The 12,945-nt window shown below is 67.4% G+C and carries 11 protein-coding genes; 8 read left to right on the top strand and 3 right to left on the bottom strand.

Features of this window, described 5'->3' with window-relative positions; translation table 11 throughout:
* Window positions 1-128 precede the first annotated feature (128 nt).
* From G6N56_RS17025 to G6N56_RS17015, 3 genes are all read right to left on the bottom strand, one after another.
* The gene (locus G6N56_RS17025; protein ID WP_085257479.1) at window positions 129-1,796 is read right to left on the bottom strand and encodes a glycosyltransferase family 87 protein; all 1,668 of its coding nucleotides are present in this window, start codon (window positions 1,794-1,796) and stop codon (window positions 129-131) included.
* Between the two features lie 23 nt (window positions 1,797-1,819).
* Window positions 1,820-4,267, bottom strand: a complete 2,448-nt coding sequence (locus G6N56_RS17020; protein ID WP_232069078.1) for a transglycosylase domain-containing protein — start codon at window positions 4,265-4,267, stop codon at window positions 1,820-1,822.
* A 97-nt stretch (window positions 4,268-4,364) separates the two neighbouring features.
* Window positions 4,365-4,787: a DUF5318 domain-containing protein gene (locus G6N56_RS17015; protein ID WP_085257480.1), complete on the bottom strand. Its 423-nt coding sequence runs from the start codon at window positions 4,785-4,787 to the stop codon at window positions 4,365-4,367.
* 108 nt (window positions 4,788-4,895) lie between these two features.
* Here G6N56_RS17015 and G6N56_RS17010 point away from each other — a divergent pair, with 108 nt between their 5' ends.
* From G6N56_RS17010 to G6N56_RS16975, 8 genes are all read left to right on the top strand, one after another.
* Window positions 4,896-5,774, top strand: a complete 879-nt coding sequence (locus tag G6N56_RS17010) for a DUF1707 SHOCT-like domain-containing protein (RefSeq protein WP_085257464.1) — start codon at window positions 4,896-4,898, stop codon at window positions 5,772-5,774.
* A gap of 135 nt (window positions 5,775-5,909) precedes the next feature.
* Window positions 5,910-6,446 (top strand): PadR family transcriptional regulator, encoded by a 537-nt coding sequence (locus tag G6N56_RS17005; RefSeq protein WP_085257463.1) that lies wholly within the window; start codon window positions 5,910-5,912, stop codon window positions 6,444-6,446.
* Between the two features lie 75 nt (window positions 6,447-6,521).
* Window positions 6,522-7,628 carry an inositol-3-phosphate synthase gene (locus G6N56_RS17000; protein WP_085257462.1) on the top strand — a complete coding sequence of 369 codons (1,107 nt, stop codon included), beginning with the start codon at window positions 6,522-6,524 and terminating at the stop codon, window positions 7,626-7,628.
* A gap of 125 nt (window positions 7,629-7,753) precedes the next feature.
* Entirely contained in the window at window positions 7,754-8,668 is a 915-nt protein-coding gene (locus G6N56_RS16995) for an alpha/beta fold hydrolase (protein ID WP_085257461.1), read from the top strand.
* Window positions 8,669-8,683: 15 nt separating this feature from the next.
* A complete protein-coding gene (locus G6N56_RS16990; RefSeq protein WP_085257460.1) occupies window positions 8,684-9,478 on the top strand; it encodes an LLM class F420-dependent oxidoreductase in 795 nt (264 codons plus the stop codon).
* 120 nt (window positions 9,479-9,598) lie between these two features.
* Window positions 9,599-10,339, top strand: coding sequence for a GntR family transcriptional regulator (locus tag G6N56_RS16985; protein WP_085257459.1), 741 nt, complete (start codon window positions 9,599-9,601; stop codon window positions 10,337-10,339).
* A 48-nt stretch (window positions 10,340-10,387) separates the two neighbouring features.
* Window positions 10,388-12,184 carry an ABC transporter substrate-binding protein/permease gene (locus G6N56_RS16980; RefSeq protein WP_085257458.1) on the top strand — a complete coding sequence of 599 codons (1,797 nt, stop codon included), beginning with the start codon at window positions 10,388-10,390 and terminating at the stop codon, window positions 12,182-12,184.
* Window positions 12,181-12,930 carry an amino acid ABC transporter ATP-binding protein gene (locus tag G6N56_RS16975; RefSeq protein WP_085257457.1) on the top strand — a complete coding sequence of 250 codons (750 nt, stop codon included), beginning with the start codon at window positions 12,181-12,183 and terminating at the stop codon, window positions 12,928-12,930. Before G6N56_RS16980 ends, G6N56_RS16975 begins: the two co-directional genes overlap by 4 nt.
* The last annotated feature ends 15 nt before the right edge of the window (window positions 12,931-12,945 follow it).

The following is a 12,945-nucleotide window of genomic DNA, read 5'->3' as shown; positions in this document are numbered from 1 at the left end:
AGGGCCGGTTACCGAACGACGAATTTCGGTTGTGAATCGCCGCCACACGATCGCATGAGCGTCAGCCCGTGACGGCGGTCTCACAGCCGCGGCGAAGCGTTCCGCGGTCCCCGATTCGGAAAGCCGCGTTATGCCGAGCCGACGTGCTGAGTGGCCCGCCTGGAGTCGGACCGCGGTTGCTGCTCGCCCGCAGCGTCGACCTCCGGCGCACGGGCAGTGGCCGGGCGCAGCCAGCCCGGCAGCCAGTTCAGGGGGGCGTCGGGCGCCCGATCGAACGGGCCGCCGGTCGGATCGTCCACCCGGCCGGCCCAGCGCACCAGGTCCTCCTCGGGGCGATAGATCTGCCGTACCACCAGCGCGCACAGCGCGACCACCGCGATGTCACGCAGCAACACGGTCGTGGTGAAGAATTGGTCGGGCAGGGAGCGGTTCGGATTCCCGTAGAGGTAATACATCCGCGGCACCCACACCAGGGCGTCAATGGTCATCCACGCCAAGAGCACTCGGCGATGCGGCAGGGCCAGCACCGCCAGCGGCACCAGCCACAACGAGAACTGCGGGCTCCACACCTTGTTGGTCAGCAGGAAGGCCGCCACCACGAGGAACAACAGCTGCGCCACCCGCGGCCGTTGCGGAGCAGTGAGCGCGACGTAGGTGATTGCCGCGCAACACACCAGGAACAACACGGCCACCACCGCGTTCAGCACCACGGGCGGCTGCCAGAAACCCAGCTTCGGGTCGAAGCCGCGCCAGCCCGTGAACGACTTCACGACGTTGTACACCGAATCCATGTCATCGCCGCGTCGCGTGTTGAGCCGGAAGAACTCGGACCACCCCCGCGGAAAGAGCAGCAGCACCGGCAGATTCACCGCCAACCAGGTCACCGCGGCCGCCCCGGCGGTGCGGGCAAGCGCGCCGAGGCGGCGGGTGCGAATGCCGAGCACCAACATCGGACCCAAGAACAGCAAGGGATACAGCTTGGCGGCGGCGCCCAGCCCGATCAGGACACCGGCCAACACCGGCCTACGCCGCGCCCACGCCAGCAGGCCGGCCATCGCGAAACCCGTTGCCAGCGCGTCGAAGTTGGTGAAGATCTGAAAAATCACCAGCGGCGACGCGGCCACCAACGCCGCATCCCATACCCGGCGCCCCGCCAGCCCCGCCGTGGCCCAGACGGTGGCCAGCCAGGCCAGCGCCAGCCCGAACGCCGCGACATCGAAGAACATCACGACCTCGGCGACCACCGGCACCGGAGCCAGCTTGCTCAGCGCGGTGTAGCTCTTGGCCACCGCCATCGATACGTACTGATAGACGCCCGTGAGCACCGGATACTCCATATAGCGCACCGCAGGCTTGCCGTTGTATTGCGTCTGCGGGGCACCGCTTCCGTCGGTCTCTATCCAGCTGGATTTGTACGGAAACTTGCCCTGGCTCAACAGCTCCGCGCCGTAGAGCGGCACCGTGTCCGAATAGCACAGCTCGTAATAGGCGCGCTGGTTGTCCCAATTAGCGACCCGCTGATCACCGGTCCCGGTGCCGGTGCTCTGCAGGCATGCGGCCTTGGTCGACCAGCCCAGAGCCAAGAACACCAGCGCCATCACGAACATCGCACGCACCGGCGTCATGAGCCGGCCACGCCCGATCAGCGCGTGCCGGCCCACCGGTCCGCCGATGACCTCCGCGAGCGCGGACCCCAGAACGTCGGTGCGGCTGGGACAATCGCGATTGCCGACGCTGCGCAGGTCCGCGGCCAGCGGCTGCGGCGAAATGGTGGCGCTGCGGGGTTCGGTGCCTATGGCGCTTTGCGGTTGGGCGCCCGTCACGGCGGCGGCTGGCCCGGCGGCGGGGCTTGCGGACCGCCCGGCGGGACGCCGCCACCAGGCGGACCGCCCGGCCCACCGGGTGGCGGCGGCCCGGCGGGAATCGTCGTGGGGGGACCCACCGGAATCGTGATGCCGGGGGCGATCTCGACCGTTGGCTGAATGACCGTCTCCGATGGCGGCGGAGGCGGCGGCGCCGCCGGCACGCCCGCGTAGCCACCGATCTCGGTCGGCTTGGGGAAAGACTCGTTGGAGGTGCCCTTCAGCGCGCCGTCCATCGTCGCCTTCCAGATGTCCGACGGCAGCCCGGAACCGTAAACCGGCGCGCCCGAGGCGGTTACCAGCGGCTTGTCGCCCTTGACCGTGCCGACCCACACCGCCGTCGACAACGACGGCGTGTAGCCCACCATCCAGGCGTCCTTGTCGGAGGTGGTGTCCCCAAACTGCGTGATGCCCGTCTTGGCCGCCGACGGCCGGCCGCCGGCCAGGCTGTGTCCGCGCGAATAGCTCGCGATGGGCTCCATGGCCGCGGTGACGTTGTCGGCGACGGCCTTGTCGATGCGCTGCTCGCCCGCGTTGTCCCTACTGCCGGCGTCGAACAGGACCTGTCCCTCGGAGTTGACCACCTTCTGCACGAAATGCGGCCGGTGATAGACCCCGGAGTCCGCCAGCGTGGCGTAGGCCGACGCCATGTCGATCGGCCGGGTCTCGTACTGACCCAGCACCACACCGTTGTTGGGTGGGCCGCCCTTGCCGTCCTCGGACAGCGTGTGCTCGACGCCGGGGAAGCTGGTGGCGATGCCGGCCTGGTGCGCCGCGTCCGCGACCGCCTGCGCGCCGCCCTTGAGCTTGAGCATCAGCCGGTAGTACGAGGTGTTCAACGATTGCTTGAGCGCCTGGGCGATGTTGCACGTCCCGCAACTCTCACCGTCGACGTTGGTGATCTTGATGCCGTCGACCGTCAGCGGCGAGCTGTCGACCTGATACCCCAGGCCGATCCCTTGCTCGAGGGCGGCCACCAGCGCGAACACCTTGAACGACGAGCCCGTCTGCAGCCCGGCCTGCGCGAAGTCGAAACCGTTGGCGTCCGAGCCGCCGTAGTAGGCGCGAATGTCACCGTTGTGCGGGTCGATCGAGACCACGGCGGCGCGCATGTCCGGGTCCTGCCCGTCGAGGTACTTCGACACCGCCTTCTCCGCGGCCTGCTGCGCTTTCGGGTCGATCGTCGTGGTGACCTGCAGGCCTTGGGTGTTCAACGTCTGCTCATCGATGTTGAACAGCTCCATGAGTTCTTTGGTCACCTGGCGTTCAATCAGCCCGTTGGGACCGCTGGTCTGGTTCTGCTCGCGTGCCACGTCGGGCGGCACCGTCGCCGGAAACACCTGGGCGGCGCGATCACTCGGTGACAACGCTTTGGTTTCCACCATGCCGTCGAGGACCCAGTTCCAGCGGGCCGCGGCGCCCTTGGGATCAACCGCGGGGTCCAGCGAGGACGGCCGACGGATCAGGGCCGCCAGCAGCGCTCCCTCGGACACGGTGAGCTGGTCGACCGGTTTGTCGAAATAGGCCTTGGCGGCGGCGGAGATCCCGTAGGCGCCCCGACCGAAATAGATGATGTTCAGGTAGGCCTGCAGCACATCGTCTTTCGACCACTCCCCCGACATCTTGGTGGCGATCACGAGTTCCTTGGCCTTGCGCACGAGGCCGCTTACCCCGTGCTGCGCGGAACCGACGAGCGCGTTCTTCACGTACTGCTGGGTGATCGTCGAACCGCCCTGCAGGTCTCCGCCGCCGAAGAGGTCGTTGTTCACCGCGCGGGCAAAGCCGGTGAACGAGAAGCCCGGGTTGGTGTAGAAGTTACGGTCCTCGGCGGCGATCACCGCCTGGCGGACGTGCACCGGCACCTGGCTGAGATTTACGTCGACCCGATTGCCCTCGGGAGGGATGATTTTGGCGATCTCGGAGCCGTCACTGGCCAGGATCGTGGACACCTGGTTGGTCCGGATGTTGCCCGGCTTGGGCACGTCGACGATGAAGTACGCCATCCCGAAGGTGACGAGTGGGAGCAGCACCAGCATCGCGGCGGTCAGGTAGGCCGCTCGGCGCACCCACAGCCAGTTGATCTGCTGCGTCCAATTCCAGTCGGGGCCGCGGCCGGCAACTCGGTGTCCCGGCTGGGCCGGCCGCCGGGGCCCCGGTGGCGGTTGGTCACCGGAGAACAGGTGGTCGCGCCGTGGCGAGGTCGTCGCCCGCCCGTCCAGCGCGGCCTTGACCTCCTCGATCGCGTCCCGTTGCACCGGGCCCGTCGAAGTTCCCCCCAGCGCGGCTCGGACGTCGTCGATGGGGTCGGACCGCCGCGGCGACCGATCGTCGACGACGGGCGGCAGGACCGTGGTCAACCGGTCGTCCGGGGGTACCCCACGCCGATGGCCGCGTACCGGCGGCACGCTCCGACCGGCTGTGCCCTCAAAAGCCTCGTGCTTGCCCACCCGCTCAGTCGCTGACGTATGCGGGTCACCCGGCGACTGGTCGTGGCGCCCTTCGCTACTCAATGGCCGTGCGGGCGCCGTTGCGCGCCGTTCGCCGTCGCGTGCCCTTCGGGGGACGCACCGCGCCGAGGACATACGACTTGACCAAGTGGTTCCAGCTGCAGGTCCGGCAAACCTCCACGACGTGGACGGCAAACTCATCGAAACGGGTGGCCAGTAAAACCAACTCTTCTGCGGTCCGCGCCGAGCCCGAAACCGGGCCCAGGTGCTCGCCGAAGACCCACGAAACCAGCGTGAGTTGTTCCTTGCGGCAGATCGGGCACATCACCTTGCTCGTCTTGCCGTGGAACTTCGCCGCGCGCAGCAGGTACGGGTTCGCGTCACACACCTCGGACACACCGGTGCGGCCCGAATAAACCTCGGCCAGCAGGGAACGGCGCCGAAGCGCGTAGTCCACCACCTGTCGCTGCAGTCGCACGATGACCAGAGTACGTCGCCATCCGCGGCGCTGATACGCAACCAAGGCTGTCACCGGCCGCGCCGCCAGCGACTGTGCTGAACGCCGGCTGACTTCTACGATCATCGCGTGGCGAAAGTGCTCGGGACACCGCTCACCGGTGAGGCGACATCGTCGACCCGCGCCAAAGACAGCGACCGGCAAGAGACCTGCAAGGTCCTCGACGACGCCCTCAACGACGGCGAGCTGTCGATGGCAGAGCATCAACAGCGTGTCAGCACGGCCACCAGCGCCGTCACCCTCGGCGACCTGCGGGCCTTGGTGTCGGACCTGCAATCCGGGAGTGCCGTGCTGCAGCCGCCACCCGTCACGCGGGCGCGGCGGCTCGCCACCCCCAACGGTTGGGCGCTCCTGGCGATCGCCTTCGTGGCGTCCGTGCTGCTGGGCATGGGGATCGGCTGGGGGCTGTACGGCAACACCAAGTCGCCGCTGGACTTCACGACCGATCCCGGCGCCAAACCCGACGGGGTGGGACCGGTGGTGCTGACCCCGCCCACGGAGTTGCACTCGGTGGGCGGGCTCACTGGCCTGATGGAGCAAACACGCAAGAGATTCGGCGACACCGTCGGTTACCGGCTGGTGGTCTATCCGACGTACGCCGTGCTCGACCGCCCCGACCCCTCCGACGACCGGCGCGTGCTGGCCTACGACTACCGGGGCGGGTGGGGCGACCCCACCAGCTCCGCGAAGAGCTCCGCGGACGGGCCGGTGCCCGTCGACCTGAGCAAGTTCGACATCACCGCGACGGTCGGGATCATGCGCGGCTCCCCCGAGACGCTGCACATGAAGCCGTCCGACGTGAAGACCACCTACCTCGTCATCGAACCGGCGACGGACCCGACCGCACCGGGCTCGCTGTCTCTGTCGGTGTACGTCTCCAGCGACTACGGCGGTGGATTCATCGTCTTCGCAGGTGACGGCACGATCAAGCGCGTCAACCTGCCCTGATCTCGGGTTGAATCGCAGGCAAAGCGGTGACTAATGTCGCACCAACGCGCGGTAGTGTTGTGGCGAATATATCGAAACGATACGATTGCGCGAGGCGTCGGACCGTCGTAACAGCCATGAAGAGGAGGTGAGTCGATGCTCGAGCTCGCCATCCTGGGACTCCTCATCGAGTCGCCGATGCATGGCTACGAGCTGCGTAAGCGGCTGACCGGCCTGCTGGGGGCGTTCCGGGCGTTCTCGTACGGTTCGCTGTACCCGGCCCTGCGCCGGATGCAGGCGGACGGTCTGATCGCCGAGAACGCGGCCCCCGCCGGCACGCCGGTCCGTCGGGCACGTCGGGTCTACCAGCTCACCGACGAGGGTCGGAGACGCTTCACCGAGTTGGTGGCCGACACCGGTCCGCACAACTACACCGACGACGGCTTCGGGGTGCACCTCGCGTTCTTCAACCGGACTCCGGCGGAGGCGCGGATGCGGATCCTGGAAGGTCGCCGCCGTCAGGTCGAGGAGCGCCGTGAGGGCCTGCGCGAGGCGGTGGCGCGGGCCAGCAGTTCTTTCGACCGCTACACCCGACAGCTGCATCAGCTCGGGCTCGAGTCCAGTGAGCGTGAAGTCAAGTGGCTCAACGAACTCATCGCCGCGGAGCGGGCCATGCCCGGCCTCTCCGAATAGGCACCAAACACCAGCACAGAACGATCGACAGCCCGAAACCGGGGACCAGAGGTTATGGAGTTAGGAGAACGCCCTATGAGTGAGCAGCAGCCGCCGAAGGCGGAAGAGGCGCAGACGGAGGTTCGAGTCGCCATCGTCGGCGTCGGGAACTGCGCGTCATCGCTGGTTCAGGGCGTGCAGTATTACCAGGACGCGGACCCGAACAGCACCGTGCCCGGGCTGATGCACGTGAAGTTCGGCCAGTACCACGTGCGCGACGTGAAGTTCGTGGCCGCCTTCGACGTGGACGCCAAGAAGGTCGGCTTCGACCTTTCGGAGGCGATCTTTGCGTCGGAGAACAACACCATCAAGATCGCCGACGTGCCGCCGACCGACGTGGTGGTGCAGCGCGGCCCGACCCTCGATGGCATCGGCAAGTACTACGCCGACACGATCGAGGTGTCCGACGCCGAGGCCGTCGACGTGGTCAAGGTGCTCAAGGATGCCAAGGTCGACGTGTTGGTGTCCTATCTTCCTGTCGGTTCAGAAGAGGCCGACAAGTTCTACGCCCAGTGCGCCATCGACGCCGGCGTCGCGTTCGTCAACGCGCTGCCCGTGTTCATCGCGTCGGACCCGGTGTGGGCCAAGAAGTTCGCCGACGCGGGCGTGCCGATCGTCGGTGACGACATCAAGAGCCAGGTCGGCGCGACGATCACCCACCGGGTGATGGCCAAGCTGTTCGAGGACCGCGGCGTGCAGCTCGACCGCACCATGCAGCTCAACGTGGGTGGCAACATGGACTTCCTCAACATGCTCGAGCGCGAGCGGCTGGAGTCCAAGAAGATCTCCAAGACCCAAGCCGTCACGAGCAACTTGCAGCGTGAGTTCAAAACCAAGGACGTCCACATCGGTCCGTCCGATCACGTGGGCTGGCTCGATGACCGCAAGTGGGCGTACGTGCGCCTGGAGGGCCGCGCCTTCGGCGACGTGCCGCTCAACCTGGAATACAAGCTCGAGGTGTGGGACTCGCCGAACTCGGCGGGCGTCATCATCGACGCGGTCCGCGCGGCCAAGATCGCCAAGGACCGCGGCATCGGCGGCCCGGTGATCCCGGCGTCGGCCTACCTGATGAAGAGCCCGCCGCAGCAGCTGCCCGACGACGTCGCGCGCGCTCAGCTGGAAGAGTTCATCATCGAGGGGTAGTTCCGCCTTCACCGAATGTGCGGTGGGGTCGCCGGGTGCGATCTCACCGCACATTTGTGTCTGCGCGTCTCGAAACCGGACGGGCCTCTTCCCCGGGCCGGGACCAGTTCGTAGGGTCAGAGCTCGTGACCGAGATATCCGAAGACGAACTGACCGGATTATCCGAGTTCTCGCTGCTGGCCGAGAACGCCGAACAGGCCGGGTTTACGGGGCCGCTGCCGAACGTGGAGCGGGTCGAGGCCGGCGCGGGCGAGGGCCGCATCAGCGCGCTGCGCTGGGGCGTCACTCCCCCGCGGATCGTCTTCCTGCACGGCGGCGGCCAGAACGCCCACACCTGGGACACCGTGATCGTCGGCCTCGGCGAGCCCGCCCTGGCCATCGACCTGCCCGGGCATGGCCATTCGGCGTGGCGCGAGGACGGCGACTATTCGCCCAGGCTCAACGCCGAGGCGGTGTTGCCCGCGCTGCGCGAACACGCGCCCGGCGCCGAGCTCGTGGTCGGCATGTCGCTGGGCGGGCTGACCGCCATCAGCCTGGGAGCGGCGGCGCCCGAACTGGTGAACGAACTCGTCCTCATCGACGTCACGCCTTCGGCACTGCAACGGCACTCGGAGATGACCAAGGAACAGCAGGGCACCGTCGCGTTGATGCACGGCGAGCGTGAATTCGAAAGCTTCCAGGCGATGCTGGACCTGACCGTCGCCGCAGCGCCCCACCGCGAGGTCAAGGCGCTGCGTCGCGGGGTGTTTCACAACTCGCGCCGGCTGGACAACGGCAGCTGGACCTGGCGCTACGACGCCATCCGCACCTTCCCCGACTTCACCGGCCTCTGGGCCGACGTCGACGCGCTGTCGGCACCCGTCACCCTGGTGCGCGGTGGCAAGTCCGGGTTCGTCACCGACGAGGATGCTGCCGAACTCAGCAGGCGCGCAAGGCATTTCCGGCGAGCCCAAATTGTCGATGGCGCGGGGCACTCCGTGCAGAGCGACCAGCCGAGGGCGCTGATCGGCCTGCTGCGCGAGGTGCTTGACGCGCGCTGAGCTTACGGTGGTCGTATGAACTCAGACCTTCCCGCCCGGCCCGTCCGCATCGGAGTGCAGCTGCAGCCCCAGCACGCACCCGAGTACCGGCAGATCCGAGATGCTGTCCGCCGCTGCGAGGACATCGGCGTGGACATCGCCTTCAACTGGGACCACTTCTTCCCGCTCTACGGCGATCCCGACGGGGCCCACTTCGAGTGCTGGACGTTGCTCGCGGCCTGGGCCGAACAGACGTCGCGCATCGAGATCGGCGCCCTGGTGACCTGCAACTCCTATCGCAACCCCGAACTGCTCGCCGACATGGCCCGCACCGTCGACCACATCTCGGGCGGCCGGCTCGTGCTGGGCATCGGGTCGGGCTGGAAGCAGAAGGACTACGACGAGTACGGCTACGACTTCGGGACCGCCGGTAGCCGCCTCGATGACCTCGCGGCCGCGCTGCCCCGGATCGAGTCTCGACTGGCCAAGCTCAATCCCCCGCCGACCCGCGACATCCCGGTACTGATCGGTGGCGGCGGGGAACGCAAGACGCTGCGGCTGGTCGCCGAGCACGCCGACATCTGGCACAGCTTCGCGTCAGCCGACGAGTACCCGGCCAAGGCGGAGGTCCTGCAACGGCACTGCTCCGACGTCGGCCGCGACCCGGCCGCCATCGAACACTCTGCCGCGGTACAGGACGGCGGCGGGCTGGTCCCCAACGCTCAGGCCCTCGTCGACGTCGGCGTCACCCTGCTGACCGTCGCGTGCGACGGCCCCGGCTACGACCTGACCGCCGCGGAAACGCTGTGCAAGTGGCGCGATAGCCGGTAGGCCGGCGGGCCGCGTTCACCGCGGCTTCATCGGCCAAACACCTTTAAGCGCGCGCCAAGTCATGATTAACTTCTCAGCGCCAGCTGGCCCAAGCTGGTGGGAAGAGACTTGAGAACACAGATGCCGAAGAAATACGGGGTCAAAGAGAAGGACCTGGTAGTTTCGCACATCCTCAATCTGGTGCTGACCGGGAAGCTGCGGAGCGGCGACCGCGTCGACCGCAACGAGATCGCGGTTGGTCTGGGAGTCAGCCGCGTCCCGATCCAGGAGGCACTGGTCCAGCTCGAGCACGACGGCATCGTGTCCACGCGCTACCACCGTGGCGCGTTCGTCGAGCGCTTCGACGAGGCCACCGTCCTCGAGCATCACGAGCTGGACGGCATGCTCAACGGCATCGCGTCGGCGCGCGCCGCGACCGGCCCGACCCCTCGGATCCTGGGCCAGCTCGATGCGCTCATGCGGACGCTGCGAGGCGCGAAGGATGCCCGGACCTTCTCCGAGGCCGCCGCTGAATACCGGCGCACACTCAACGAGGAGTATGCGGGACCGCGGCTGCACGCCTTGATCCGCGCCTCGCAGAACCTGATCCCCCGGGTGTTCTGGATGACCTATCAGGGCAGCCGCCACGACATACTGCCGTTCTACGAGGACGAGACGGCCGCGATCCACCGGCATGATCCGGATGCCGCGCGGAGCGCATGCGTCGGACGCTCCTACTTGATGGCCCAGACCATGCTCGCCGAGCTGTTTCGGCGCCGGGTGTTCACCGCGCCCGACGACGTGAGCCGCGTCGCTGCCGACCCGCTGGAGGCGCTCACCGAGGCCGAGGTGGTGCGCGCCGAGCCGTCACTGGCGCTGTAGCAGGCTCTCGCCGGGCCAAGCCGCCGGTCGGTCGATACGGTGGCACCAATGGACTTTCGCGCGGGCCGGCGCCCCGAGCGCCGCGGCAGACTACTGGGACTGGTCGCGACCATCCTCATGGTGGGCGGCATGTTGGCCGCACCGGTGGCCGCCGACATGAACCAGTGCGCGCCGGGCGGGTTGGACAGCGCGGTTGTCCTGCCCAAGGATCTGACCGAAGGTGGTGCGGCGGGCGGCGAGGACGAGCACACCACCGCGACCGTCGAGCCACTCAGTGCGGTCAACGTCGACACGCTCGGCCTCGGCACACGCGGTGTCTTGACCGTTGGGACGCTGTCGGATGCCCCGCCCGACATCTGCATCAATCCCACCGGCGAATTCAGCGGCTTCGACAACCAGCTGCTGCGGGCCATCGCCAGCAAGCTTGGCCTCCAAGTCCGCTTCGTGAGCACGGACTTCTCCGCGTTGCTCGCCCAGGTGGCGTCCCGGCGCTTCGACGTGGGCTCGGCGTCGGTGAAGGCGACCGACAAGCGCCGCCGCACCGTCGCGTTCACCAACGGCTACGACTTCGGCTTCTACTCGCTCGTGGTGCCGCCCGGCTCAGCGATCCACAAGTTCAGCGACCTGGCCGCCGGCCAGCGGATCGGCGTGGTGCAGGGAACCGTCGAGGAGTCCTACGTCGTCGATACCCTGCACCTGCAGCCCGTGAAGTACCCGGGCTTCGCGACCTTGTACGCCAACCTCAAGACCCGCCAGATCGATGCCTGGGTGGCGCCCGGAACCCTCGCCTCCACCGTGATCCGCCCGGGCGACCCCGCGACGGTCGTCGCCAATACCTTCAGCAAGGGCACTTTCGTTGCCTACGCGGTCGCTCCCGACAACCAACCCCTGGTCGATGCGCTGAACTCGGGGCTCGACGCCGTCATCGCCGACGGAACATGGGCCAACTTGTATTCGGAATGGGTGCCACGGACACTGCCGCCCGGATGGAAACCCGGCTCCAAGGCCGTCCCGGCGCCGAACCTGCCGGACTTCGCCGCGATCGTCGCGAGCCAGCACCGAAAGCCGGCCGGCCCGCCGGCGCCGAAGTCCACGCTGGCGCAGTTGCGGGACTCCTTCTTCGACTGGAACATGTATCGACAGGCGATCCCCATCCTGTTGACCACCGGGCTGCCCAACACGTTGATCTTGACGAACTGCGCCATCGTCATCGGCTTGGTGCTGGGGATGATCCTTGCCATCGCCGGGATTTCGCACTCGCGGTGGGTGCGCTGGCCGGCGCGGATCTACACCGACATCTTCCGCGGTCTGCCCGAGGTGGTGATCATCTTGATCATCGGGATGGGCGTGGGGCCGCTGGTGGGTGGGCTGACCAACAAGAACCCCTACCCGCTCGGGATAGCCGCCCTCGGATTGATGGCGGCGGCCTACATCGGTGAGATCCTGCGTGCCGGGATACAAAGCGTGGACCCCGGGCAGCTGGAAGCCGCTCGCGCGCTCGGCTTCAGTTATCCTGCCGCGATGCGGCTCGTCGTGGTGCCGCAGGGAATTCGGCGGGTCCTTCCGGCACTGGTCAACCAGTTCATCGGGCTGTTGAAGGCGTCCGCGTTGGTCTACTTCCTCGGATTGATCGCCGACCAGCGGGAGCTGTTTCAGGTGGGCCGCGACCTCAACGCGCAGACCGGCAGCCTGTCGCCGTTGGTCGCCGCCGGCCTGTTCTATCTGATATTGACTATCCCGTTAACGCATTTCGTGAACTACATCGACGCCCGACTTCGCCGCGGCCCCGGCACCACTGAGCCCACCGACATGCTGGCCCACACCTTCGGTCAGGAGATCACGTGACGGCTGGCCCCGCCGGGCGCGCTCCAGTTTCGCTGGCTGCCACCGACATTCACCAAACTCTGGGCGGTAACAAGGTCCTGCGCGGGGTCGACCTCGAGGTGCCTGCGGGCACCACCGTCGCAATCATCGGGCCGTCGGGTTCCGGTAAGTCGACGCTCCTGCGCACCCTGAATCGACTCAATGAGCCGGACAGCGGCGACATCCTGCTGGACGGCCGATCGGTGTTGCGTGACAATCCCGCCGAGCTTCGCCAGCGCATCGGCATGGTCTTCCAGAATTTCAACCTCTTTCCGCACCTCAGCGTGCTCAAGAACGTGGCCATGGCGCCGCGGAAGCTGCGGCGGCTGCCAGCTGACGAAGCGCGCGAGCTCGCGCTCGCTCAACTGGACCGAGTTGGCCTGAAACACAAGGCCGGTGCCCGACCCGGCACGCTGTCCGGCGGCCAACAGCAACGGGTCGCGATCGCGCGCGCGCTCGCAATGTCGCCGCAGGTGATGTTCTTCGACGAGGCGACCTCGGCGCTAGATCCGGAGATGGTCAAGGGAGTTCTGCAACTGATCGCAGACCTCGGCGGCGGCGGTATGACAATGCTCGTCGTCACGCACGAAATGGGTTTCGCCCGGTCGGCGTCGGACACAGTCGTCTTCATGGACCACGGCAAGGTCGTGGAATCCGGGCCCCCGGAGCAGATATTCGACAGTCCGCAGACCGAACGCCTGCAGCGGTTTCTGTCGCGGGTGCTTTGACCGCAGCGAGTCTCC

It is taken from the genome of Mycobacterium saskatchewanense (genome assembly GCF_010729105.1).
Classification (GTDB): Bacteria; Actinomycetota; Actinomycetes; order Mycobacteriales; family Mycobacteriaceae; genus Mycobacterium; species Mycobacterium saskatchewanense.
Note: the sequence above shows the minus strand (reverse complement) of the source record. Positions and strands in the feature narration are given on the sequence as shown.